This window comes from Ignavibacteriota bacterium (assembly GCA_016218045.1).
Lineage (GTDB): Bacteria > Bacteroidota > Ignavibacteria > SZUA-365 > SZUA-365 > JACRFB01.
The window spans coordinates 1-25157 of record JACRFB010000022.1 but is presented as its reverse complement, the minus strand read 5'-3'; the positions used below and the strand labels follow the sequence as shown (position 1 = coordinate 25157).

The window sequence follows — 25157 nt, the reverse complement described above, 5'->3', positions numbered from 1 at the left end:
ATCAACCCACACCACTACGTATGGCACCTCCCGTGAAGACCTTTCCGCCCGAGAGCATCGAGGCGAAAGCATATGCGGCCGCGGCACTCGTTCCGGCGGTCGAAATGAACGATACCAACCGTCTCGGCTATCACGTGTACCTCTACCTGACCAAACAGTACGAGTCGATCGCCGAGGCGATCCACGTCGCACAGGCCCGGTTGCTGGTCCCGGATGCGGAAGCGGAGAAGCGCATCGCGGAGGCCTTGCGCGCGGAAGGGCTGTAACGTTTTTGTCGGCAGGCGCTCACGAACCCACTCGCGCGCTCGAAGAGCAACTGCGCTCGGAACAGAGGCAGTGCCCGCAATGCGCCTACCTCGTGGTCAATCCCTTGACGGACCGGTGTCCGCGCTGCTTCTCCCTCGTCCCGCGCGTCGAGGTCGCCTGCGGTTCGTGCACGCATCAGGGCAGTTGTGATTTTCACCGCGCCTACCAATCGCATTCCATCACACAGAACTCTCAATCAGACAAGGATACACAGAAATGAGCCTCAAGGAATTGGTGGAGGGAGACGTTGTCGTGCTGACGCTGCGCGGCAACATGCTCGGTGACTCTGAAACGGAGGCCTTTCGCGACCGCATCAAGACGCTCGCCGCGGAAGGATTTTTGAAAGTGGTTCTCGACTTGTCGTCCGCCGCATGGGTAAACAGCGCGGGCCTCGGCGCCATGATCTCGGCGATGACGACGCTGAATCGCCAGGGTGGAGACCTCCGCATCGCGAACATCACCGACAAGATCCAGAGTCTCTTCCTCGTCACGCAGCTTGTCAAGGTGTTCAAGACCTACGAGTCCACCGAACGCGCCGTCTCGAGCTACCACATCGATCCCATCAGCGGCATTCAGATGCCGATCTGATCGCGGTTGTATCTCCGCTTTTCACGCGCCCCCAACAGGGCGCGTTTTTTTTGACACGATGGGCGGAGCTATTTCACACCGATGTGTCTTTTTTTGCTTCCGTGAACGATTGGCGATTACGCGCGCGCGGAGGTGTAAACACACACGGTCGTGTGACCCCGCGGTTGCCGCTGTCAGTTCGTCGAGGCGTCGGTTACGGAGGAACCCGCGTCGCCAAGAGTCATGGCCTGGCTGTTGCGCGCGCGCCACTCGTAGGCGGCCCTGTATCCCGGCTCGAAGCGCAGGGCGGTATCAAAGAACCCCGCCGCTTCGCGGTAGCGCGCCTGCTGATACAGCCAGATGCCGCGGTTCGTCAGCATCAGCGGATACATCTCCCACAGTGATGTCGAGAGCCGCTCCGTCCTTTCGAACGGACGCGCCTGCACGTCGGTGAGCGAGAAGCGCGGCGCTGATTGCACAGGTACACCGGCGGGATAGAGACGGAAGGCCAGGCCCTCGGGCACACGTGTGAAGCCCGGCGCAAAATGCTGTTCCATCTCGACGGTCATGTACACGGGTCTGTCGTTGATGTTCCGTGTGACAAAGCTGTTGATCATCGCGTTGAATCGATCTTCGATCCGCCCGGGATCGTAGGGCAGCTCGTGCTCGAACAAGGTGAGATCCTCGAGGAAGGCGTCGATCTCCTTCTGCGAGCGCGCGGCGAATTCCGGATGATTGCGGCGCAACTGCGCGAGGTACCAGGACCGGCGCAGCAGTTCCTTGTCGATGACGATCACATCGGGTCGTTGACCTTCGACGAACTGATAGTAATACGAAGCCGACACCCAGTAGTCCCATTGATACGACAGCACCAGCGCGCGCGGCTCGAACGACGCCAGCATATTCTTCGTGTAGTCCTCGACCAGGTAATTCCCGCGTTCGGATACGCGTGAATACTGCGCGCCAGCCGCGAGTCCCACCAGCAGCACTGCCGCGAGCAACGCGGTGCGTGTGTTGCCGGCCTTGAACCACCGCAAAGCGGCGTGCAGACCATATGCCGCCCAGATGCCGGTGACGATGTAGGCCAGGAGGAAATACGATTCGATGTCGTGGATGTCGTAGTTGATCGCGTAGCCCACGCACCCCGCGAAGAGCAGGGCGAGGAAGAGCCCCACACGCCTGTTCGCGCGGAAGGCCGCGATACATCCGACGACCGCAAGTGCGAGACCGGCGTAGGCGAACTCCGCGGGAAGTGTGTCGATGAACAGCGAGAACTGACGGCGCGCCGCCTCCATGCTGGTGAAAATCCACACGCGGTACTGCTTGCCCGACACGTGCCAGAGCAGGCGGTCAAGATCCGCGGGATTGCCCCAGTTCAGCGCGGGTTGTGCCGCCGCGCGTATCGGGAGGTAGAGATACGGGAGCAGTCCGGCCGCAAACATGGGCAGCAGGCGCGCGAGGCGTTTCCACGTGCGCGCACCGAATCCCTCGCTGCGGAAATGTATCACGAGAAACGCGGGCAGCAGCAGGATGGTGGTCATGTGATTTGTGAACGAGAGGCCAAGCGTAAATGCGGCCGCGAGGAAGCGGCGCTCGCGGCTGCGCTCGTCGAGGGTCTCGTCGAAATGCGCGGTTACAAACGTCAGCAGCGCGAGGGCAAGCAGCGGCAGATGCAGCGAGTACACCTCGATCGCGAGCGCCGTCTTCCAATACGTTTCCGACAGGCCGATGATCAACGCGCCAAAGACGGATAGGAGTAGTCGGAGGTCGTCGCCCAAAAGCGGGGCGCTCTGCTGCGCGCTCTTCCCCTTCACGGTGGACTTCGCTGCCGGCTTGCGCTTCACCGCCGCGCCGAGCAGATGCCAGATCACGTGCACAAAAATTCCCGCGCCGATCGCGGCCAGCAGTGCGGCGAGTGTGTTGAGCCGCAGTATCACCTCACCGGCGGGAATGTGCGACCACAATCCCGCAATGAGTGTGAACAGCGGATATCCCGTCGGATGCGCAACACCGAAGGTGTACGCGACTGCCGACAATTCGCCCGCGTCGATAAACGACACCGATGGCGCGAGGGAGACGAGATACAGGAGAAAGAGCACAAGGGCCGTCGCGAACGAGGCCGGGCGCGGATGGGATCGGGTTATGGTCATGGATACTGTCTGTCAGAAGCGGGTGGAGAGCAGCGGACCAAACATCGCCCATTGTTTCCACCGGTCGCTCGGATGGAATTGTGCGTATTGTGTCGCGCGCGAGAAGAGGATGTTGGCGCGCGCGGTGTCGCCCTGGCGCCAATGCCATGTGCCGCGTGCGGCATACGCGCGGAAATAGCGGTCCTCGATTGACGAATGGAAGTCGTTGGGCCGCGACGGTCGTGTGAAGGTGAAGACGCGCGGATCGGTGTCGATGGGCAGCCGCGTGGATGCAATGGCGCGGCCGGGCGCAAACAGCCGCACGACGAGTCCTTCGGGAACCGCGTCGAGCGGTGCGCCGAGTTTGCCCGCGAGTGCATGCGTGGCATATACCGGCCGCCGGACCGCGTTGCCCGCGGCGAGATGCCGGGCGAGGGCGGAACGCAACTCCTCGAGCCGCGCAGGATCGTGTGAGCCGTCCGTCTCGTACTTCGTATACTCGGCGCGCAGCGCGTCGGCGGCGGCCTCGCTGCCGGTGAACAGGGACGGATACCGCTCCTGCAACTGCTCCACATACCAGCCACGCTTGAGCAGGCGTGTGTCGATCAGTGTCACGTCCTGCCGCAATCCCTCCACCTGCTGCAGATACAGCGCGGGTGAGGAGCACTGCCCCCACTCGTCGGTGAGCAGCACTGCGCCGCGGTCCACCGACGCCAGGATGTCGCGCGTGTACGACTCCACCGCGCGATCGTCATGCGTGTCGTTGCGCAGCCAGCTCCAGCCGCCGTGGAACGCGAGTACGGCGACAGCCGGCACGGCAAGCGATACACGCAGCCAAACGCGGCGGATGCGCAGGATGGAAAACAATACCGCAGCCGCAAACACACCACCTATGGCGAACACCGGCACAAGCTGCGGCGTAAGTGTAAACACCGCGTTGTTCATCGCGAGCAGTGCGACACAGATTCCCATGCCGAGTAACCATGGCAATGCGCGGACGCGGGAGAAGGCTGCCGCTACGAACAACGCGCTCCACAGGGGGGGAGGCATCTCGATGGCGTTCGTGCTTTGCTCGTGGAACACGTCCCAACCCAGAAAGTAGTACGCCCTGAGCGGCCGGCTTGTCACCACGTCGACGAAACGCCCCCACGACGACGGGTCTCCCCAGTTCCAGGCCGGATCAGCGGAGGCACGCAACGGCAGCAGCAACACCGGAGCGAGACCGAGCGCAAAGGCGGGCAGGCAACGCAGCAAACCGCGCAGTGACTCCTTGCGCCGCTGCTTCTCGACGATGTACCAGATCGTGAACACGGGGAGCAGGGCAAGCGCGCCGAGTCCGTGTGTCAAGGCAACACCGAGCAGGAAGGCGAAATAGGCGGCGCGGCGTCCGCGCTGTGGCACGGCGGAGACATCACCGGTCTGACTCGTAACAAAGGCCCAGAGCAACGCCGGGAATAGCAGGAGTTGAAAACTGTCGGCACCCGCGGCCAGTGCGGTGCTCCACCACGCGGGAGTAAGTCCGGTTGCCGCAGCCCCGAACAGCGCCGCGAGCAGTATCGGAGTATCGGATCCGCTGATCTGATATTCGTCGGCCTCTCCCTCTTTTTTCCAATCCCAGAGTGACGATGCTTTTATAATGTCGGGAAGCATGTGCCGCACGGCGTGGAAAAGGAACACGACTCCCGCGGCGCCAAACAAAGCGGCGAGTGTATTCAGCCGCAGTATCACGGTGCCGAACGGCAGCACATGCGCCCAGAGAAACGCGAGAAGTGTGTAGAGCGGCGCGCCGGGCGGATGCGGGATGCCCCACGTCCACGCCGCGGCGGCGTATTCGCCCGAGTCGCCGTAGACGACTCCCGGCGCGAGTGTCGCGAGATAGAGAAGAAAAAAGGCGAGGCCGAGTACAAGCCCCAGCATGCGAGGGGACAGGCGCGTGGCGGTCATTTTTTCCGGTCGGGTTGTGTCGACATGTTTTCGGTGATCGACAGGAAGTAATCTTCAAGCGAACGGCGCGGCGCAAATGACGCCACGCGTATGCCTGCCTCGTGCAGGGCCGCGTTCGCGTCGGCAAGCGCGTCGTTCGGAATCGTGCAGACGATTTCGTCGCCGCGGATTTCCGCGCCGGAGACGGCCGGCATCGCGGCGAGCACGTCGAGGGCGCGCTCCGCGGGCTCGGCGCTGATGCGCACCGATATGCTCTCGCGGCTCAACAGCTCCGCCACCGCGCCCTGTACGACCAGGTCGCCTTGATGCAGGATGCACATGCGCGTCGCAACCTGTTCGATCTCGTTGAGCAGATGCGACGACAGGAAAATGGTCATACCCTGCTCGCGGTTCAGGCGCAGAATCAGTTCGCGTACTTCTTTCATTCCCTGCGGATCGAGTCCGTTCGTGGGCTCGTCGAGTATGAGCAGATCGGGATTCGGCAGCAGGGCCTGCGCGATGCCGAGCCGCTGTTTCATGCCGTGCGAGTAGGCCTTCACGCGGTCGCCGCCGCGGTCTGCGAGTCCGACGATCTCGAGCACTTCATCGATGCGGCGTGTATCCACATGCCCGTAGAGGGCCGAGACGATCTCGAGATTTTTCCGGCCGGTGAGGTACAGATAGAAGTCCGGCTTCTCGACGAGTCCGCCCACGTGCGCGAGCACCGACCGGTCTTCGGCCACATCCTTGCCGAACAGACGCACAGTCCCTGCGCTGGGACGTATCAGCGAGAGCACCATGCGTATCGTGGTGCTCTTGCCCGCGCCGTTGGGCCCGAGGAAGCCGTATATATCGCCGCGGTGCACGTCGAGGTCCAATCCGTTCACCGCCACGCGTGTGCCGAATCGTTTGGTCAGGCCGTTGGTCTTCAGCACGCTGATCTCTGGCGCTGCAACTGCTCCGGATGTGTCAGGCATGTGCGTACCTCTTGTCCATCACAACAATTCCGTTCTTGACAACCGTGGCCAGATGGTTCACGCCGTAGTGGTAGAGAATGGACTCCCACCGCGGCACATCGAATACCAGCAGATCGGCGCGTTTGCCTGTTTCGATGCTGCCTATTTCGGACGAGAGTCCGAGCGCGGCGGCCGCGTTCAACGTGACGGCGGTCACCGCCTCCTCCATGCTCATGCGCATTTGCATACATGCAAGACTCGCCATGAGCTGCAGGTTCTCGCTCATGCAGCTTCCCGGATTCATGTCGGTTGCAACCGCGACGGGCAGTCCGGCATCGATAAATTTCCGCGCGTCGGGCATGGGTTCGCCGAGGAACAGCGACACGCCGGGCAGCAGCGTCGCAACGGTGCCGGCTTCGCGCAGCCGCGCGAGTCCTTCGTCCGATATGTGGTCGAGATGATCTGCCGAGAGCGCGCTGTACGAAGCCGCGAGTTCGGCGCCGCCTCCCGCGGAGATCTGATCCGCGTGGACACGCACGCGCAGTCCGAGCGCGCGTGCGGCGTCGAGGATGGCGCGCGCTTCGTCGATCGTGAAGGCGCCACGCTCCACAAACACGTCGCAGGATGCCGCGAGACCGCGTTCAGCCACGGCGGGCAGCATGTTGTGGATCACCAGCGCAACGTACTCGTCGCGCCGCTCCTTGTAGTCGAACGGAATGGTGTGCGCGCCGAGAAAGGTCGGCACGATGTCGACCACGTGCAGGTCCTTGAGTTCGTTGACCACTTCGAGGATCTTGATCTCGCTCTCGACGTCGAGGCCGTAGCCGGATTTGATCTCGACGGTGGTGGTGCCGAAGGAGAGGCAACTGTCGAGGCGGTGCAGGGCCGATTCGATGAGGTCGATATGCCGCGCCTCGCGTGTGGCGCGCACGGTGGTATTGATGCCGCCGCCCGACGCTGCGATTTGCGCGTAGGTCTCGCCCGCCACGCGCCGCGCGAATTCCCTTTCGCGCGCGCCCGCAAACACGAGGTGTGTGTGCGCGTCCACAAAGCCGGGCAGCACCACGCGGCCCATCGCGTTGACGGCCTGCGCCGCGCGTTCGATCTCGATGTCGTCGGTGTGGCCCACGAAGGTGATCACGCCGTCGTTGATGCCCACCGCCCCGTCCTCGATCACACCGATGTCGCGCATGGCCCCGCCTGTCTTGACTCGCGCGCCGCCCGCGGCCACGGTCACGAGCTGGCTGGCGTTGTAGAGCAGCAGGTCGAAACTCATGAGGGACGGATCTGAATGTGTAATTCGCGCAGTTGCTGTTCCGAGACGTGCGACGGCGAATTGTCCATGAGCGACAACGCGCTGTTTGTTTTCGGGAAGGCGATCACATCACGTATCGACGGGATGCCGAGCAGGATGGTGATGATGCGGTCGAGGCCCAGGGCGATGCCGCCGTGCGGCGGCGCGCCGTATTTGAAGGCGTTGATCAGGAAGCCGAATTTCTCCTGTATCTCCTCTTCCGGCAGCCCCAGCGTGCGGAACACCTTCGACTGCAGTTCGCTGTTGTGGATGCGGATGCTGCCGCTGCCCACCTCGTTGCCGTTCCACACGAGGTCGTAACAGTCGGCCCGCACCGCGGCGGGATCGGTGTCGAGCAGATGTTCGTCCGACGGATGTGGTCCGGTGAAGGGATGATGTTCGGCCACCCAGCGCTGCGCCTCGTCGTCGTATTGGAACAGCGGGAAATCCACGATCCATGCAAGCGCATGGGTTGCCGGATCCACCAGACCGAGTTCGCGCCCAAGTTCGAGGCGCAGTGTACCCAGCGCCGTCAACGCCGTGCGTCGGCGTGCATCGGCGGCGAAGAGCAGCAGATCACCGTCCTCGGCGCCGAGTTCCGCGCGGATGGAGTCGAGTACGTCGGGTGTGAGGAATTTTGTGATCGGACCCTGCAGCGCGCCTTCTGCGGCCTTGAGCCAGGCGAGTCCGCCGAGCCCGAGCGCCTTTGCGCGTTCGGTCAGTTCGTCGCGTTTCTTGCGGCTGAAGTCGGACTTGCCCTTCACGTTGATGCCCGTCACCACACCGCCCGCGGCGATGGCCGCCGAGAACACGGCAAATTCCGATCCGGCCACGATGTCGTTGAGCGTGTGCAGTTCCATGCCGAAGCGCAGATCGGGCTTGTCCGATCCGTACTTCGTCAGGGCTTCGTAATAATCGATGCGCGGCAGCGGCAGCGCGAGCGTAACACCCGCGGCCTCGTTCAGTATGCGCGCAATGAGCCCTTCGATCACGAGGAAAATGTCGTCGCGTTGCACGAACGACATCTCGAGATCGATCTGTGTGAATTCGGGCTGCCGGTCGGCGCGTAAATCCTCGTCACGGAAACACTTCACGATCTGCACGTAGCGATCGAAGCCCGCAACCATCAGGAGCTGTTTGTAGGTCTGCGGTGATTGAGGCAGCGCATAGAAACGTCCCTCGTGCACGCGGCTGGGCACGAGATAGTCGCGAGCGCCCTCGGGTGTGCTTTTCATAAGGACGGGGGTTTCGATCTCGACAAACTGCTGCTCGTCGAAGTAGCGGTGCACGGTCTGTGTCACGCGGCTGCGCAACAGGAGATTTTTCTGCAATATCGGACGTCGAAGATCGAGATATCGGTATTTCAGGCGCAGATCCTCGTTGGCGTCCACGTCGTCGAGAATCTCGAAGGGTGTCACCTCCGAGGTGTTCAGCACCTGGAAACGTTCGGCCACTATTTCCACTTCCCCTGTCGGCATGGCGGCGTTCACCGTGCCCGCCGGACGCGGCTGCACGCGGCCTGTCACCGACAGCACGTACTCCGACCGCAATTCGTGGGCGCGCGCGTGTACGTCGGCGTTTTCCTGGGGTGTGAACACAATCTGCGTGATGCCGTAACGGTCGCGCAGGTCGATAAAGATCATGCCGCCCAAATCGCGGCGCACGTTCACCCATCCGTTTACTGTCACCGTCTTCCCGGCGTCTCCGCCGCGCAATTGCCCGCAGGTATGAGTCCGTCTGTCGAAAATCATTATGTGTTCCGTTGAATGAAAAAAGGAAAATATACCGAAACGGCCGCAGACGGAGAAGCACCGCCCCCTTCCCGCGGTCCGATGGTGAGGTGTGGCGCGAAAATAAATCACACAGGAGGAACGGAGGTTTTTTCTTGCGGCCTTCGGCCGCTCTCCCGCTGTCCCGCTGTCCCGCTCTCCCGCTGTCCCGTCGCGCTTCGACTCCGCTCAGCGAGACACTATTTCGTTGTTCCGCTCCCGCTCTCCCGCTGTCCGATGGTGAGGTGTAGCGCGAAAAAAATCACACAGGAGGAACGGAGGAAAGGAGGTTTTTTTCTTGCGGCCTTCGGCCGCTCTCCCGCTGTCCCGCTCTCCCGCTCTCCCGCTCTCCCGCCTAGCTGCTCCGCGTCTCCGCTATTCCATACCGCATCGCGGAGACGAGTACATCGATGTTGATATCCGCGAGTTTCTTGAAGGTGATACAGTATCCTGTCACACGCGCTTTGCCGATGGCGTTGGCGTAGGTGTTGACGAGGTGTTTTTTATCCCTGAGTCCGAGGATGTAGACGGAGATTCCCGTGGAGATGGCGCTGAGGCCGATTTGATAGAAGTCCTTCGTTTTGCCGTTGGCGTACACCAGCGACTGAAGTCCGTAGCCGATGCTTGGATTACATACGACTTTCCCCTGTGCATCCGTGCCGTCGTCATACCACAATCTGCCTTCGGGCAGAAGGGCGAGAATCGTGTCGTGCAGGCGCTGCATGTCGCCGCGCTTCTGTTCGGGCTGTATCGAGATGTATTCCTCGATGTGTTCTCCTATGTGTTGCTCTATGGTCATATCGTGTCCTTTCGTTCGTCCACGCGGGCGGTAACGCCTGCAGCGTGGTGATGGTGTGTGTAGTACTGTGTGTTGCCCCGGATCATGGAATACGGAAGGGTCGGCTGCTGCACGCTCTATGGCCGTACTGCGTGTGGGGGAATATAACATGTGAGCCGCTCCAGGGGTACATGGAGCGGCTCACTATACACCGCGGCGCGGACAGCAGCCGCGCGCGGAAAACACTTACTGCACCGTGATCCGTCGCTGTATGGTGCTGACGCGGGTCGAAAGTCCGAGGAAATATAATCCGGGTGAGGCATTGTGCAGGCGGACCGGAATCGTGTTGCGGCCCGGCGCCACCTCGGCGGTTGTTGTCATCAGCACACGTCCCAACACGTCAGTCACCACGATGTGTACAGGTTCCGCACCATCGACATCCAGCAGTATCGTGAATTCGCCTCTGCTCGGATCGGGATATACGTCCATGTCCGCGACTGTCGGCGCGGCGTCGATTCCCAACACTGTCACATCGTAGGGAGCGGAAGTGGAGGAACACCCGTTTGAATCGCGCACAGTGACGGTGTACTGTCCCGTCTGTATTGCCGTGTACTCGTGTGTGCTGGCAGCGGGGAGTGTTTGTGTATTTCGCGCCCACTCGTACTGATATGGTCCAACTGTGGTCGACAGCCGGTCGCCGCTTCGTGTGATGACCGGTATCGGCGGATTGGGAAAGACGGTAATCGTCATGGTGTCGGAGGTCCCGCTGCAGCGGCCGTCGTTCACAGTCACGTAGTGGTTGCCCTGCTGCCGCACCGTGCAGTAACGCGACGTGGAAGCGTCGGACCACAGGTAGCTCGTGTATCCGGCTCCGGCATCCAGCACAACGGAATCGCCCTGACAAAATGCGGGTGCACCGGACGCCTGTATGCGCGGCGACGGCCCCTGGAGGATGGCCACGTGCAGTGTGTCGTGAACCGCGCAGCCGGTGTTTGTGTCGGTGACGGAGACGAGAAGTCTGCCCGTCGTGTTGGGCTCCCATCGTACATCCACCGAGTCGGTCCCCTGCCCGCGTTTGATCTGGCCGCCGGTCACATTCCACACCCGATGTGTTCCGGTGAAACGGTTGATTGTGTATGTGTACGCCGACAACGCACAGACCGTATCGGGTCCTGACAGCGTCACCACCGGTCCGGATCCGGTCTGCGGTATGACTTCGACGAAGGCGGAACTTCCCGTACATCCGTTGCCATCCTCCACATGCACCGAGTACGTCCCGCCTTTCGAAACCGTGATGGAACGCGTCTTCTCGCCAGTGGACCAATCGTACTTTGTGTACGGGGTCGATGTTGTGAGGCGTACCGTCGCACCGTTGCACAGTATCACCGGACCCGAGGGTTGCACTTCCGGCTGCACGGGCGGACGCACGAAGACGCGCACGGTGTCGGATTGCTCAACACTGCCGTACGCATCCGTCGCCTGATACCAATAGTATCCGGGTGTTTTCACCATAATCGAAAGCGCCTGTTCCCCGGTCGACCAGCGGTAGTTCGTATAGCCGCGCACCGCCTGAAGCAACAGGCTGTCGCCCGCACAGAACACCGCGGGAGCGGCATGCCGCACGAGGGGAATGGATTTTGGAATCCAGAGTTTGCGGCAGCAGCGCACGTTTCCATAGTTGCTGAATGACGCGGTGAAACAGATGGTAACGGAGTCCGACGTCAAGCGCGGACGCGGCACAACATCCCATTGTGCGCGCGACACACTGGATGGAGGAATATCCCGGGGCGTCGCATCCTGTGTCACGGTCGTCGGATTTTCGAGCGCCATGTCCCTGCTGTCGAATTCGAACGTGAAACGTGTATTCAAAACATCCCTGTCACCCACGTTTTCAATCGCGCCCACAAGGGTGATCGGCTTCGGCAGGTACTGCTCCGTTTTTGTGTCCCACTGGAAGGCGGGCAGTGGCTCCGTAGCACAGACGGGCCGGGGTTCGCGTGGCGCGATGGTCATGGAACCATGTCTGAGCACCGGTCTGTAACACCCGGCCTCAAACGTCCACCGTGTAAGTTGGAGCTGACAATGGAGAGAATCCATCGTGGGCGGATCTGCGGCCTTGAATGTGATTTCCGCCAGTTTTGCCGACGCTGGTATCCCGGACAGAATCTTTGAATCCATCGTCTGCAACGTCACACCACCGGGCGCGGGGGTTATTGTAATCGGGATTCCCTCCAACAGACAACCCGGGGGTGTTTTGATGTCGAAGAATTCCGCACAGGTATCGAATGTGATCGTCCAGGTGGCCGGGTATAACACGGTGGGTGATGGAATGGCAGTCTCGACTCGCAAAGGCACAACCACATTGCGGGTGCCGAAGGTGGCGACACTGTCGAGGGCGATATTCAGCGGGGTGAAGGTGGATGTATCCTTTGGTGCCTTGTACGATTTTGTTTTGGTATCCGTCCCGCCGCAGATATCCACCACCTGTAGATCCACCTTGCGCATGGCACCATCCATACACTGTGCCTGATAGGTGATTTTGCACTCCTGCAGGTTCTGCCGCAATATCGTGAAGATCTCCTTGTAGATCGCCGCGAGTTGTGTGCCGCTCGGAGTTTCGTAATACCGTCCGCCCGTCAAGTCTGCAATGTTTTGAAGTATTGCGGTTTGAATACCGCTCCCCAGCCCAATGGTAAAGATCCGTACGCCATTCCTGTTTGCGAGGGAAATTGCCTCACTGGGACCCCGGGAACTGGAGTTGTCCCCACCGTCAGTCATTGCGATAACGACTTTGACAGGGTTCGTCCCGTAGGTTATCACATGCTGTACACCGGCATAGATTCCATCCCACACCGCAGTTGCGCCGCTTGCCGGGAGGCTTTCCATCGCCGTGTGTAACGCTGTCGTACTGATCGTCATCGGGAGGGCGGTTGTCACCACACTGTTAAACCATAGGATGGCCGCCTGGTCTGTGACGCCATCCAGAGAGTCGATAAACGCGTGGCCCGCGTCTATTGCTCCGAGATTCCCGGAACCCATCATTGATCCACTTGCATCGAAGACAAGCGACACCGAGATACGTGACGGCACATTCAGATCCGGGCAAGTCTGGACGATGGAGTTGACCAGCGCCCCGTTCTCGTACACACGAAATTTCGAAGTGTCCTGCAAGTACACAGGATTGCCATTGCACGACACCGCATAATACAGCTCGATCGTAGGCCAGTTGTTCACCACCCGTTTGAAGTTCAGCACCGGCTGCGCAGCCGAAAACGGTCCGAGCAACACGGCAACGAGAACGATCCACAGAATCGATGATGTCGAGCGCATGGCGCCCCCCTGGAAGTGCTGGTATTGTGGTCTCCTAAAGACAACTTCGCTCTTGCATCCGTTACATCCTAGACCTCCACGCACGCCGTCCCGGCCATCCAAGCTGCACAGCGCGAAGCCCATTGCCCATCTATGGACGGCCGTCTCGGCCGTCAGTGAAGCGAGGACGGAAGCGGGGATTCAGCGTGACACTCCCCCGCTGGCCATCACTGTGGCATTTCTATCCGATGGTCTGGAATACCCACACCCCGCAGCCTTGCTCGTGCCTCCTTCAGGGAAACCAACGTGGAAAAGACAAACAAGAACGGGGCATGTGACACGTAGTAGAAGCAGTGTAACCCCTTGCCGCGCAGGCAGAGCATTTTTGTCTTGCGCTGATCTGCCGGCGAAAAACCCGGCTCACGGTGATGGCTTTGGTCGAAGGTGATCACACAACGGACCGCGCGATCATCAAGTTGTTTCACGATTGTCGCGAGGCCGACGTGTGTTACACCTTCGCGCTGGTTCGCCCGATCCGGTGAACGAATTCCTGTGTCGGGGTCGTTGAATATCGAGTAGCGTGGAGGGTGATTCTGGTCCAGCATCGGAATGCGCGTGATGACAGTGAATGCATCCCGTATGTCTTCCGGCATAAACCGTGGTTCTGCATACAGCGGCGCCCATTCCGCGAACGCCTCCTGCCAGAGACGTTTTACAGCGTCGTAAGAATCGCCGAGGTATTGTCGTTTCATGAGGGGTTGTTTGATGACGGCCAACGGTTAACGTGTAACCCGCGAGCGGAGCGAGTTAGATCTACGCACGTGTTAGGCATCACAAATCTTCGGGCATAAGGCCCGTATGTTTGGCAATACGAGCCAACATTCGTGGACCGATCTCATCTCCATGGTGTTGCCGCACATTCACCATTCTCGATTTGATCCGCCATCACTCTCAATGCGAGGGCCTCTGCTTGGCTGATCGCTTCTTCCCGGGTTTCACCATACTTCATGACTCCGGGTATTTCGACGATCTCGGCGATCCACCTCCCATTATTTTCCTGCTCAGTCTCTATCGTGTACTTCATAGTACTTCCTGAATGTAACGATACGAACATTTCTCTATGGCGCCTAACGCCATATTCACCGGCGTGGCCCGCCGTTTAGCCAAGTCCGGTGTAGCTATTTGTTAGCTCTTCCCATGATAACGCGGTGAGTCGAGTTCAGGAAAGTCCTCTGATAATCCGCCGAGAATTTCGTCCGCAAGTTTGAAATCGACTTTGCCGAGAATTGTCTTTGCTCTCGCGATCAATTCCCTCAGGTGCTCTAGCGTCCTTGCATTGTGCTCCGCATCTGAATACTCAAGGAACTGCTCCTTTGTAGAGCACTTGGCTACACAATCTCGCAAACGACTCAGCTCGCGGTGTGCATACGGCACAAGAAGTTCCGCGGGAATCGTTTTGAATATGATTTGGAGGGCCATATACGCGAGGAGAAGGGTCGCAACAAGTAGGATCCAAGGAATTAGCTGTACACCTTACGCTAAGATGTCCCATGTTGCTTCATTTCGCCAACTAAATGAGGGTGGTCGGTTTGATCAATTTCCGTTGTTTTAATGAAAGGTTGTCTCAAGAATTACGCGCAACAGAACGGTGGAATTGATATAGATCATAGCATGACTGTTGATCTCCGAATGGCAGCTCAATGGTAGGAACCCTCTCCCACGATATCCCGAAGAAGGGGTTTCTTTTCGAGTTTGCCACCCGAATGCTTGGAACCAGCCAATGACTCACTCCGCTCTAGCGCTCGTAATACCGAATATCGCTCCTGTTTCACGCAATTACGCCGTATCTCCCGGCTGATACTACTCGGATGACGTCCCAGCTCGTTGGCGATTTCCATTGGGTCTTTGCCCTCAGCCAGACCAGCCCCAATATGTTCGCGTTCAGTTTTTGTCAATCGTGTGTACGTCATAGGCTCTAGGATACGGAATTTCTTCGTTGCCCCGTTGCACAAGATTCTTGAACTCAGGGAGTGTTACGAGGCATACCGGTAATCCGTGTGCCCAGACGAAAACCTGAGTATTGACCCTGTTGACTACGGGAAAAGCTCGGCAAGTTCTCGTACCCGATCATTCACAATGTCTCCCGGGCTGTGACCGGCTGCTTTAGCTAGGAGCATTTTCTTCAAATGCGAATCGCACAAGACTGCAATCATCTTCCCGTCGCTCATTGGTTTCCGCAGCCGCTGATAGTCGCGCTCCTCCATGTTTCGGGTGAAAACAAGCACGAATTGCCCTCTGTGCACTGAGCACCTTCCACCAGCCTGAGATACGTCTTCGTTCTTGAGCTTCGCCTTATTCTTTAGCTCCACGGGAATGAGAGTGTTGCCATATTTGGTTGCGACGTGACGCCAGAAACCACTCTCGGCACGGATGCCCATCGTCACGTCGATTATCTCGGTTCCGTCGAAATTCCGAACCTGCCGCTTCAACGTAGTCAAGTCAGGCTCAAAGATAAGCTGGAGCGTTTCCTCCATATATTCTTCGTACGCTTTTGCGCACTTCGTCCCCATTGGGATACGGCTGAGGCGCTCGACCATCTCGTCCGGGTCAAACGAACAATCGTAGCGCCCGCCTGGACTGACGATGGTGCTTGGAGAAAGGGTCGGAGCATGCAATCCGCGGGTTCGCCGTTCGTCCTCCATCGCTAGGTACCCCTGACGAACCTGCTCCCCGTGTCGTTTGCACAACTCGTGTAAAGCAATTGTTGTGTCGGATCCGTGCGGATCTGTCGTTCCCGGCAAGTGCCCAACGAGATCCACGATATCGTTCACGTGCGCGCGGAAGAACTCGGCCGGCGACGCTTCTCGAAACTGATCTGCCTGCCATAAAAAGTCCACCAGCGATTTTATCTGTCTGTTCTCCTCAAGCCCCTCTGTTACGAAATCGTAGACGTAATCGGTGCCTCCGTCGTAGTCACCTATTCCTGCCGCGTAAGCCGCAAACCGGCGGTCCACACATTGGTTACAAATGCCGCAATGTTTACGCGCACCCTGCGCCCCTCGTGTCACGCCGCACGAGACTGTACTCGGGTATAGCTCGGCCAGCCTGTGATCTCTGAGACGTCTGACCACATCGGTTTTTGTGAGACGCAGTAGAGGATTCAGAATATTAATGTCCCTCTCTGCAACAAGGGAGAATAGATCTTCCAAGAGGGAAATAGTCTTAGGGTGCGTGGTCCTGCTCGCCCTGGCGTTGATAAGATACTGGCGTCTAGGGAAGTTGATCCCCGTAATACCGTTCTCGAAGAGGTGGATATGCCCTGATCCCGCAACATAGGAGACCGCGAACGCGATAGAGCAAAAAAGGAGCGAACGGGACCGTTGCGTCTCGTCTCGTGCCTTGATACCGCGTAGGCGAGACTCGAAGAGGTATTGGTAAACCCGCGAAGGGAATTCATTTTGCAGCCGTTTAATGAGCCCACGCTGCGTCTTCTTGGCTCCTGGATTTGACGCGTGGCTCACAAGATACACGCCGTGCCCTTCAGCAAAGCTAAGTAGATCGAGTGTACCAACGAGCGAATCTAGACCGCCCGAAAAGAGTGCGACGCGAACTTCGTTGTCCGCTGGTGGTAAAGCCTTCTCTCGGTCGAAGAGGTCCGCAGCAGGCGTCTTATGACCTGGCTCGAACTCAAATTGATACTCGGCGTCTCCGGTCATGAATGTCAACGCCACCGCCAGCGCCGTTCCTACTGCAGGCTGCGACCAAAAGTCGAAGTCACGTACCTTCACGCGATAGAGGAACCGGCGGGCCCACGCGTGAAACACGACAGCATCTTGCCTCCCCCGGTGTACAAGTCGGTCACCAGCGTGAACGAATGACACGATCTCGAGGAGATCCAATAGACGATCCGGGAGGTGCCATACAGACCGCACAAGGCTTGGAAGCCCGAGGCTGAGATTCCGATTCGGGCCATCGCGATATTCGAGCACCTGCGCATCGCCGCCTGTAGAACTGAGCGATGCGCCATTGCAAAGGAATATACGGAGGGGAGCCACGTCCATCATACTGCGTCCCGCTCCCTTAGAAGCTCTTCCCGGATCTTCCTGAAAGCAACTCCGAGAAAGTCTTGAATCTCCTTCAGTGTGGGTAGCCCCTCCTTGGTTCGCCCGTTAAACCAGCCTGCCGCGAATGACTGCGTGATCTTCGCTGTCTCCGCCGAGTGCAAAGCGACACCGTTATTGAACCGCTCGCGCTCCCCAATAGTCGGGATGACCGCGGATGCCTCCCGGTCCAGGAAATAGTCAAGATAACGTCTCGTGAATGCTGCGAAATAGGCATGCGCTAACTCGCTGAAGCCTCTTCCATCTCGCACCCCGCGCCATGGTTGGTAGGGTTCGGGAGTGTTGACAAAGAGATCGTGCTGCGAAGATGGATTTCTCTCATACCAATCTACGAGTGCATCCGTAGCCGCCTGTGTCGCCAACTCAGAGTACTCCCCTTGGCCTCCCTGCGCTTGAATCCACCGTCGGAGTTCTAGACTAAGTTCGAGCGGAGTGCCTCCCTTAGGGAGCCAAATCTCCCACGCGTGGACATCAGAAGGCTCATCCGAGCGAGCCGCGACTGCAAGTGCGACAAGGAATGCAAACGATGCTTGTACCCCTCTGTCTCTAGGAAGGTCTGGGATTCGAAGCTGTACGTTCTCCACTACGGCCTTGGCTATAGACTCAACACTTCCATCAGAGGTGAAAGATCCCATACGGGCAACCACGTCCCGCCAAGGACGCGAGCGAGGAAGTGCACCTAGTCGTTCGTGACCCATGCCGCGGAGAATTGTAAAGGGTGATTGCTCAAGATCAATCGTGAAGGGAAATAATGCTGCCCAAGCGCGCCGCGCAGAGGTAGTGCAGTGCGAACCTCCGACATCGCGAGTCCAACTCGACGCTTGTTAAGCCGCATTTTCGATAATCCTTTTGGCCTGTTGGCAGAAAAACTCGAAAGCCCCGGGCCACAGTAACACTGAATTTGTCGGACTCGGAACTGGCGGAGTCCACTTTCCATTAAGCCGACCATCCTTCACAGTTCCTCGCAAGTACATCATAGAGAAAATGGGAGTGTCTACTTCCGCGGACCAGCGAACGAAGTTATTCTTGTCAAAGCGTATGGGGTCTTCGTCAATGAATAGACCGCCATGATGAAACAGAATAGGTGTCCACCCTGAGCCTGAGTAACCCCATACGTCCAATACCTCATAAAGTGAGAGATTTGGCAATTTGCTGTTTGGTTTTAAGTCAATGACAAGTGTCTGATTGTCTTGCCCTACAGCTTTTAGAGAATTTTCAATGTTCACATGCCACGACAGCGGCTCGGACAATTCGGCTGTAAGTTGATTTGCAAGCAACCACGGAATATATCCTTTGTTACATCCAAAAAGAGATATACCCTCTTGAAAGCGATACTGAATTGATCCATTTTCACCAGTCTTGTTATAAAGTGCGTACATAGGCCAGTTCCAGGTGGGATTTACCAACAAGTGGCTGAATCATGATAAGCCTCGGGTTTCTACGATGTTGCCCAACATATTGGTTTCGCGAATCGCGACTCCAAACGCGACACATCCGGATTACCCATAGCCTCCACTCCGATCTCGTCTCGTACCACGGCGTATAATATGGGGAAGGATAAACAGACACACGTAAATCGTCCATGTGGCAGCGCACTCCATGGCCACTCTTGTTCAACACGAGCGTGAAGACTGGTCCTTATCGTAGGCAAAGGATAATTATTGTGCTCACGCCCGTGTGGTCGAGTAATGCCTGAATCGTACCATTGTCCCCGTCGGCGGCTGGGCAGACACTCCCTGATTCCAGAAGAGGCGTGGTATAGAAATGCCTTAAGTGGAACCATCCACTGCCAAAACGGCTCCACAGACACAAAGGGGTATGTCCTTTGCATTCCTGTACTGTACATCCCAGTAGTCGAGTTCCACACTACAACAGCGTGCATCACTCCTCTATTGTCTGTCCCGAAGCTCCGCCGTGGAGATTCATCGCGATAGTACCACGTATGGAGTTCAAAGTCAAGGAAGGGTGCGGCGCGTGGTGTATTCTCGGTCTCACGTTCGAGTGCGCGCGCGTTGGGATGAGCTGCGTCGATGCAGACACGCATCAGTTTCGGAAGATCGTTGCGACGTCGCCCCTCGACAAGCTCGGGGTGACACCACGTTGTTGTCACACAATCTCGCAGTCGCGTCGTCCCTCGACAAACTCGGGATGACACAAACTCGGGGTGACACAAGCTCGGGGTGACACGGGCTCGGCCCAACGCACGGCTGTCATGACGGGCTGCTGCACACGCCCGCAGAGCCACCGCAGCGGTGGTAGAAAATCGGGATAACTGCGTTTCCGGGCGATTTTCGAGGATTCGTCCAAAAACATAGTATGGTGACACGAATTTCAACTACTGTGACTGATCTCGCAGACTATGGTGACGAACTTGCAGGGTACTGTGACCGCACTTGCAACGATGGTGACTGAACTTGCAACGATGGTGACTGAACTCGCAGAGTGCGCGCACATGTTGAGAGCGTCGACACGAACTCGCAGGACACTGTGACCGAACTTGCAACGATGGTGACTGAACTCGCAACGATGGTGACTGAACTTGCAATGATGGTGACTGAACTCGCAGAGTGCTGTGACCGAACTTGCAGCGATAGTGACTGAACTCGCAAAGTGCCGTGACCGGTTTACCGTGACTGTGACCGAACTCAGAGCTATGGCGACGAACTCGCGGAGCACTGTGATCGAACTTGCAACGAGGGTGACGGCACTTGCAATGAGTGACACCGATCTCGCGACGACAGGCAACGAACTCGCAAAGACATGCGCTGAACTCGCGGAGTACTTTTTGTCCGTCGCGAAACACTTTTTCACCGGTTGGAAGCACCGTTTGTCGGCTGCGATCAACGTTTCGTCCGCCTCAGAACGCTGTTCCGCAGAGTTGCATGACCGGTTGTACGCGTTGAACAACGTTTTGTCCGCAGCGGTACGCTGTTCCGCAGTGTTGCAGTACCGATTGTCCACGTTGAACGACGTTTTGTCTGCCGCAGTACACTGTTCCGCAGAGTTACAGTTCCGATTGTCCGCGTTGAACTACGTTTTGTCCACTGCAGTACGCTGTTCCGCAGAGTTGGGTGACCCATTGTCCGCGTTGAACAACGTTTTGTCCGCCGCAGTACGCTGTTCCGCAGAGTTGAATTACCGATTGTCCGGGTGGAACAACGTTTTGTCCGGGGCAGTACGATGTTTCGCAGAGTTACAGTACCGATTGTCCGCGTTGAACGACGCTTTGTCCGCCGCAGAACTCTGAGCCTAAGTGTTGCGTGACCGATTGTCCGGGTTGAAGGGCGTGATGTGCGGACTCCGCCTCCAGATGTCACCACGTGAACCCCAGACGCCCCGTCATGCACTCATGGAGTCACTACGCGACCCTGTGGTGTGCAGTGGCGTTGCTTATATGCCGCGCAGGCATGTACCATCAGCGGTTGCAGGATATACGCGAAGGGCTGACACGTGGAGCGTGCACACTCGCAGGTTAGTGGGAAGAGTCCACCGTGATCACCTTCGCGTGACTTCCTAGAGCTGTACTCAAAACGCATCGATACGTCCCGCATGGTATTTGACCCAGATTGACAACCTGTTCGTGTATCCCTGGTCCGTATTCCCTGTCTGCGACGATTTCGATACTCTGGCCAAGCATATTCTGCACGCTGATGCGCACACGCTGTGTTGAGGATGTCCTGAACGGAATTCGAATACATCCGCTGGCTGGATTCGGATACGGATCAAACAGCGTTGCGCTTTCGTTACCCCCGAGCCGCCATATTTCCACAACGGGCGAGTATGTCCGGAGCCCATCATAATCCAATTGCACCAGTCGATATTGAAAATACGTCGCAGGCACTTCGCGCACATCGTCGATGTAGCTGTACGTATCTCCAAATCCCCCATCAGATTTTCCACGCACAAATCCGATATCCGTCCAGGGTCGCCCGGTTGCACCTGTCCAGTCCTCTCCATCGCCTGCGCGGCGCTGGACGACGAATCCAGCATTATCATTCGAAGATGATACCATCCAGCGAAGCAGAATCTGATCGCGCACAAGCTCCCCAGTGAAAGTGATGAACTCGACCGGGTAGTGTAATCCCGCGCCATCGATACGTGTGGCATAAAGATCGCAGTTGTAGTACCCCTGTCGCTCGTCCTCCCAAATGATGTATGCGCCGCCCTCGCCGTCAGAGATCATCAGCGGAAACATTTGATTTGAATCAGCGGTACACACGGGTCGGCCAAGTTGAGGCCATGTGATCCGACCGGACGCATCCAGACGCTGGACCCACAGATCTCTATTGTCGTTCACCGATCGGGTGCGAATGAAGAGAACGAGTGCACCACCAGATCCATCAGATACTACCTGCGGCTGCCCCCGATAGATAGATGAAAAGGGATTTACCGCAGCAATAACCCCGTTCCCACCCCACAGTGTATCACCTGATCCACTGATCCGTTGCGCACGAATTTCTGTCACCTGGAAGTTTGACCAGACAAGGTAGATTCCGCCATGGCCATCAGACGTAATAACATGCTTATCTATTGAGAGGGAATCAGAAATCCGAATATTCGCGCCCCATTTTGTAGTACCCGCTGAATCGATTCGTTGTGCATACAATCTGGACCGCTTCTGCCAGACAAGGTGAATGTCATTTGTTCCATCATCAGCGCGAATCATTCGTGGCTGCGATGCTAATGAGTCGATCTGAATGCCGGATGTAGTAAATAATATGGCACCTGTTTCACGTATTCGCTGAAACATTAGCTTCGACGGATGACCAGTGGTAATCCACGTCACGTATACACCATTGTTCCCATCCGTGGCCATTTCTACTTGATACGTATAATATGCGGAATCTGCTACAACAACGCCATTGTTCATCCATATCGCCCGCCCGGAAGAGTCATAATGCTGAATCATAATATGCTTTTGGTTCACCCCGTAAAACGCCGTCCACAAGACGAAAGCTCCACCGTGCGTGTCTGATAGCACACGATACAACGACTGTGCACGCTCAGTGCCCGCGATGATACCCGAGGGTCCCCATCGTGGATTGCCTGCCGAGTCAATCCGCTGCAAGTGCAGCATCGCGGAATCCCGATTCCCCGATATGGGCGAACCGTGCCACAGGACAAACATCCCGTTTCTGTTGTCGGTTGTGGTAGACAGGTCCACAGGCCAATTCCACAGGGTGTCCGATACTGCAATACCGTTTGTGCTCCATAGGGCATTTCCGCTCCGGCTCATCGCTTGTGCATAGATCCCAATACCAGGAACAACACCTGAAGGATCATGCGACAACCAGGATACATAGAATCCATCGCCTCTTTCACGCGGTATCAACGTGTTTGTAAAAAACACATTTCCACCTTGCCTCTGTATCCACTGTGCATGGCTTGCTGTTGATACTGCCGTATTTAACCGCGAATCGCTATTCCACTGACACAGCAGCGCATTGGTCGGCAGAATTCCACCAAGAATACAAATAGCATAATGAAGAAAGTGGATGTACTTCATGGGTGATGACCTCAAATTATTCTTGCAGCCGCCAACGTGTAGGTACGTCACTCCCAGCGCAGTGCAATTCTTCTCCCAGACGTAAAACGTCGCCTTCGCGATCCCCGACTTCCAGCGGACCTCCTCCATCCTACCCCGGCCCTCGGGCACGTGTAGTGCAAGGACGACCTGTTCCCCGGTGAACTTCGATTTTTCATCGGCACTTCCTTCCTCTGTCCGTGACGGGAATATGCCAAATAACTCTACCACTCGCCAGACCAGGGCGCCGGTGTCAGGGCACGGTGATGCCGAGACGTTCCGCACGCTGCACTATCAATCCCGTGTACTGCTCGCTCACGCGATCGGGGAGGAAGCTTGCGCGGATCCGGTCCACCCACTTCGGTAGCGCTTTTTCGAAACGGCGGAGCATAGCTGCAACAACTTTCTCGTCCATACCCGCGCGGTCGAAGGCGTTGGTGAAATTCTTCTTCGTAAGGTTTTTTTTCCTACCGTCGAGCGTGAGGGCGAGTTCTTCCCTATCCTCCGGAATGACCAGCTTCGTGGCTACCATGTCGTAGGCCGGTGCGAGCGTCCACCCGATGGATGGACGGTTGATGAGGGAAAAGTTCTTCAAGTGCATGTCGGCATTGCCGGTGAGAAACGAGAACACTACCTGCTCATAAAAAAGGCCGACGTCCAGGAGCGGGTGAGCGCTGAATTGCAGTATCGCCGTCGCGATCTGTTCGTGTGAGCCATGGTACTTGTGTTCGGTGAGTCGCCCGGTGAGCTGGCACATATCCTCCATGTGCAGCATGTCCTTTCCCATGCGGTCGATTCGCCGGGTGATGTACGCACACTGGCCCGTGTGAAGGCGTATCAAGGAATGCGGGACGGTGCGGATGCCCGCGAGTTCCGCAAGATGCATCGTGCAGTCCTCCACTTCCGGGAGATGCGGGTAGTGCTGCGAGGGTGGCTTGAGGATGTACCGTCCCCACATGCCGACGATCGTGAACCGTCGGACTCCCGCACTCTTCACTGGCTTTTCCAACTCGAGCGACAATTTCTCCTGCACGCCGGGGACCGCAATCTGCGAGCGCACAACCTGTACGGCGAGGTCGAACATATCCGCCTCCGAATACGGGAGTTCAGGCGGCTGCGGCGTGCCGAACATCTTCCGGCTGCATGCGGCATGAAAATCACGCGAACCGTCATCCAGCGCTCGATAGCAGAACAGGCACCGCTGCGGTTGTGTCATTGCAGTTCTCCGGCAGTCCCGCGGATGCTTGCGGCGCCGATGCAATCGCGGCAGCAGGCGAGGAGTAGACCCATTCTGTCGCGCGGATCAAGTTTCCAATTCTCTCGCGCGATGTCGAGGAGCCATCCCTCAGGGATAAGTCCATCAAAAAACGGAAAGAGGACGGTGTTCCGAAACGCCTCCTTCTGCAGAGGCAACGTGAGACTGACTGCTTGTGATGATGCCGACGCGAGATACGCAGTGTCATAGCGAAACGTGTATCCCGTTTCGTCCTCGACGAGGCGGCCCGCATAGGTATTGTACATGTATACGTCAGCGGCGCGCATCGTCGTCGTCCTTTGACCGGGCATTCACCATCGCGGCATGGCTGTCGCGATCCATCGGCGACGCCGCAAGTTCATGACCGAACAGGCGCAGTACCTGGTTCACTTTGTCCATGCGAAGCGTGGTCTTTCCTTGTTCTAGCTCGCGGATAAACCGTAAGCCAACTCCTGCACGTTCGGCAAGTTCAGGCTGTGTCATGCCCATACTTTTCCGTTTCTGTTTGATGAAGCGTTCCAGCTTTATCATGTCACCATCCATTGTACCTGATCGGGTGTATTGCAAAGCGTCGTGCTGTCATTATACCCGATATGGTATAACGACGAGGATGACATATAAACATATACCCGTTCAGGTATAAATCCAATTACAGATGGGGATGATTGTGGGTGAACACGCAAAGAAAGATCACACAGGAGGAACGGAGGAAAGGAGGTTTTTTTCTTGCGGCCTTCGGCCGCCTCCTGCTATCCCTCGGTCCGATGATGGGGAGTCGTGCGAGGAAAAATCACACAGGAGGAACGGAGGAAAGGAGGTTTTTTTCTTGCGGCCTTCGGCCGCTCTCCCGCTGTCCCGCTCTCCCGCTGTCCCGCTCTCCCGCTGTCCCGCTGTCGCGAGTATCTGCAGGTCGTGGTATTGCGAAGGGTTGCCGGAGACCTTCATGCGCTCCGCGCGCGCGTGCTCGAAGGTGTCCGGTACGCGCGTGCAGACGACCAGACGGAAGTCCAGTGGCCGCAGGCGGTCCTGGAGATGGACAATTTGTATCAACCGCACTGATCGCGCGGCCGCCGACCTACCGCGTAAAATACATCTCGTATTCGAACGGGTGCGGCATGGTGGCGATGGCGTGTACTTCCTCGCGCTTCACTTTGAGCCACTGGCGGATGAGGGACTCGGGGAACACACCGCCGCGCTGTAGGAATTCGTTGTCGAGTTCCAGCGCG

Annotated in this window: 20 protein-coding genes; 2 read left to right on the top strand and 18 right to left on the bottom strand. The window is 57.7% G+C overall.

Features of this window, described 5'->3' with window-relative positions:
* Positions 1-20: 20 nt before the first annotated feature.
* Complete coding sequence (locus HY962_06810; protein MBI5646626.1) at positions 21-266, top strand: hypothetical protein; 246 nt, start codon at positions 21-23, stop codon at positions 264-266.
* A 256-nt stretch (positions 267-522) separates the two neighbouring features.
* On the top strand, positions 523-894 hold the full coding sequence (locus HY962_06805) for an STAS domain-containing protein (protein ID MBI5646625.1): 372 nt from the start codon (positions 523-525) through the stop codon (positions 892-894).
* Positions 895-1067: 173 nt separating this feature from the next.
* Here the strand turns inward: HY962_06805 and HY962_06800 are convergent, their stop codons facing one another.
* The 18 genes from HY962_06800 to HY962_06715 form a co-directional block, all read right to left on the bottom strand.
* Complete coding sequence (locus HY962_06800) at positions 1068-3023, bottom strand: DUF2723 domain-containing protein (GenBank protein ID MBI5646624.1); 1956 nt, start codon at positions 3021-3023, stop codon at positions 1068-1070.
* A gap of 12 nt (positions 3024-3035) precedes the next feature.
* Entirely contained in the window at positions 3036-4946 is a 1911-nt protein-coding gene (locus tag HY962_06795; protein MBI5646623.1) for a DUF2723 domain-containing protein, read from the bottom strand.
* Positions 4943-5902 (bottom strand): ABC transporter ATP-binding protein, encoded by a 960-nt coding sequence (locus HY962_06790; GenBank protein MBI5646622.1) that lies wholly within the window; start codon positions 5900-5902, stop codon positions 4943-4945. Before HY962_06790 ends, HY962_06795 begins: the two co-directional genes overlap by 4 nt.
* Positions 5895-7157 (bottom strand): imidazolonepropionase, encoded by a 1263-nt coding sequence (locus HY962_06785; GenBank protein MBI5646621.1) that lies wholly within the window; start codon positions 7155-7157, stop codon positions 5895-5897. The genes HY962_06790 and HY962_06785 overlap by 8 nt, the downstream gene beginning before the upstream one ends.
* Positions 7154-8926, bottom strand: a complete 1773-nt coding sequence (gene aspS / locus HY962_06780) for an aspartate--tRNA ligase (GenBank protein ID MBI5646620.1) — start codon at positions 8924-8926, stop codon at positions 7154-7156. The genes HY962_06785 and aspS overlap by 4 nt, the downstream gene beginning before the upstream one ends.
* A gap of 373 nt (positions 8927-9299) precedes the next feature.
* Positions 9300-9743, bottom strand: coding sequence for a DUF1801 domain-containing protein (locus HY962_06775; GenBank protein ID MBI5646619.1), 444 nt, complete (start codon positions 9741-9743; stop codon positions 9300-9302).
* Between the two features lie 225 nt (positions 9744-9968).
* Entirely contained in the window at positions 9969-13052 is a 3084-nt protein-coding gene (locus HY962_06770; protein MBI5646618.1) for a VWA domain-containing protein, read from the bottom strand.
* Between the two features lie 206 nt (positions 13053-13258).
* A complete protein-coding gene (locus HY962_06765; GenBank protein ID MBI5646617.1) occupies positions 13259-13783 on the bottom strand; it encodes a hypothetical protein in 525 nt (174 codons plus the stop codon).
* Between the two features lie 143 nt (positions 13784-13926).
* The gene (locus tag HY962_06760; protein MBI5646616.1) at positions 13927-14115 is read right to left on the bottom strand and encodes a type II toxin-antitoxin system HicB family antitoxin; all 189 of its coding nucleotides are present in this window, start codon (positions 14113-14115) and stop codon (positions 13927-13929) included.
* A gap of 613 nt (positions 14116-14728) precedes the next feature.
* Positions 14729-15001: a helix-turn-helix domain-containing protein gene (locus HY962_06755; GenBank protein MBI5646615.1), complete on the bottom strand. Its 273-nt coding sequence runs from the start codon at positions 14999-15001 to the stop codon at positions 14729-14731.
* Between the two features lie 123 nt (positions 15002-15124).
* The gene (locus HY962_06750; protein MBI5646614.1) at positions 15125-16819 is read right to left on the bottom strand and encodes a 7-cyano-7-deazaguanine synthase; all 1695 of its coding nucleotides are present in this window, start codon (positions 16817-16819) and stop codon (positions 15125-15127) included.
* A 272-nt stretch (positions 16820-17091) separates the two neighbouring features.
* Positions 17092-17787, bottom strand: coding sequence for a hypothetical protein (locus HY962_06745; protein ID MBI5646613.1), 696 nt, complete (start codon positions 17785-17787; stop codon positions 17092-17094).
* Positions 17788-17976: 189 nt separating this feature from the next.
* A complete protein-coding gene (locus HY962_06740) occupies positions 17977-18531 on the bottom strand; it encodes a hypothetical protein (protein MBI5646612.1) in 555 nt (184 codons plus the stop codon).
* Positions 18532-20624: 2093 nt separating this feature from the next.
* The gene (locus tag HY962_06735) at positions 20625-22658 is read right to left on the bottom strand and encodes a hypothetical protein (GenBank protein ID MBI5646611.1); all 2034 of its coding nucleotides are present in this window, start codon (positions 22656-22658) and stop codon (positions 20625-20627) included.
* Positions 22659-22929: 271 nt separating this feature from the next.
* Positions 22930-23892 (bottom strand): HipA domain-containing protein, encoded by a 963-nt coding sequence (locus tag HY962_06730; GenBank protein ID MBI5646610.1) that lies wholly within the window; start codon positions 23890-23892, stop codon positions 22930-22932.
* Entirely contained in the window at positions 23889-24218 is a 330-nt protein-coding gene (locus tag HY962_06725; GenBank protein MBI5646609.1) for a HipA N-terminal domain-containing protein, read from the bottom strand. The genes HY962_06730 and HY962_06725 overlap by 4 nt, the downstream gene beginning before the upstream one ends.
* Positions 24205-24462: a helix-turn-helix transcriptional regulator gene (locus tag HY962_06720; GenBank protein MBI5646608.1), complete on the bottom strand. Its 258-nt coding sequence runs from the start codon at positions 24460-24462 to the stop codon at positions 24205-24207. Before HY962_06720 ends, HY962_06725 begins: the two co-directional genes overlap by 14 nt.
* A 544-nt stretch (positions 24463-25006) precedes the next feature.
* A partial coding sequence (locus HY962_06715; GenBank protein MBI5646607.1) for a type I glutamate--ammonia ligase occupies positions 25007-25157 on the bottom strand: 151 nt, incomplete at its 5' end.

Excerpts from the sequence above, each read along its gene's own strand:
- HY962_06810 (MBI5646626.1), top strand. The coding sequence starts at position 21 with ATGGCACCTCCCGTGAAGACCTTTCCGCCCGAGAGCATCGAGGCGAAA.
- HY962_06805 (MBI5646625.1), top strand. The coding sequence starts at position 523 with ATGAGCCTCAAGGAATTGGTGGAGGGAGACGTTGTCGTGCTGACGCTG.
- HY962_06800 (MBI5646624.1), bottom strand. The coding sequence starts at position 3,023 with ATGACCATAACCCGATCCCATCCGCGCCCGGCCTCGTTCGCGACGGCC.
- HY962_06795 (MBI5646623.1), bottom strand. The coding sequence starts at position 4,946 with ATGACCGCCACGCGCCTGTCCCCTCGCATGCTGGGGCTTGTACTCGGC.
- HY962_06790 (MBI5646622.1), bottom strand. The coding sequence starts at position 5,902 with ATGCCTGACACATCCGGAGCAGTTGCAGCGCCAGAGATCAGCGTGCTG.
- HY962_06785 (MBI5646621.1), bottom strand. The coding sequence starts at position 7,157 with ATGAGTTTCGACCTGCTGCTCTACAACGCCAGCCAGCTCGTGACCGTG.
- aspS (MBI5646620.1), bottom strand. The coding sequence starts at position 8,926 with ATGATTTTCGACAGACGGACTCATACCTGCGGGCAATTGCGCGGCGGA.
- HY962_06775 (MBI5646619.1), bottom strand. The coding sequence starts at position 9,743 with ATGACCATAGAGCAACACATAGGAGAACACATCGAGGAATACATCTCG.
- HY962_06770 (MBI5646618.1), bottom strand. The coding sequence starts at position 13,052 with ATGCGCTCGACATCATCGATTCTGTGGATCGTTCTCGTTGCCGTGTTG.
- HY962_06765 (MBI5646617.1), bottom strand. The coding sequence starts at position 13,783 with ATGAAACGACAATACCTCGGCGATTCTTACGACGCTGTAAAACGTCTC.
- HY962_06760 (MBI5646616.1), bottom strand. The coding sequence starts at position 14,115 with ATGAAGTACACGATAGAGACTGAGCAGGAAAATAATGGGAGGTGGATC.
- HY962_06755 (MBI5646615.1), bottom strand. The coding sequence starts at position 15,001 with ATGACGTACACACGATTGACAAAAACTGAACGCGAACATATTGGGGCT.
- HY962_06745 (MBI5646613.1), bottom strand. The coding sequence starts at position 17,787 with ATGGGATCTTTCACCTCTGATGGAAGTGTTGAGTCTATAGCCAAGGCC.
- HY962_06740 (MBI5646612.1), bottom strand. The coding sequence starts at position 18,531 with ATGTACGCACTTTATAACAAGACTGGTGAAAATGGATCAATTCAGTAT.
- HY962_06735 (MBI5646611.1), bottom strand. The coding sequence starts at position 22,658 with ATGAAGTACATCCACTTTCTTCATTATGCTATTTGTATTCTTGGTGGA.
- HY962_06730 (MBI5646610.1), bottom strand. The coding sequence starts at position 23,892 with ATGACACAACCGCAGCGGTGCCTGTTCTGCTATCGAGCGCTGGATGAC.
- HY962_06725 (MBI5646609.1), bottom strand. The coding sequence starts at position 24,218 with ATGCGCGCCGCTGACGTATACATGTACAATACCTATGCGGGCCGCCTC.
- HY962_06720 (MBI5646608.1), bottom strand. The coding sequence starts at position 24,462 with ATGATAAAGCTGGAACGCTTCATCAAACAGAAACGGAAAAGTATGGGC.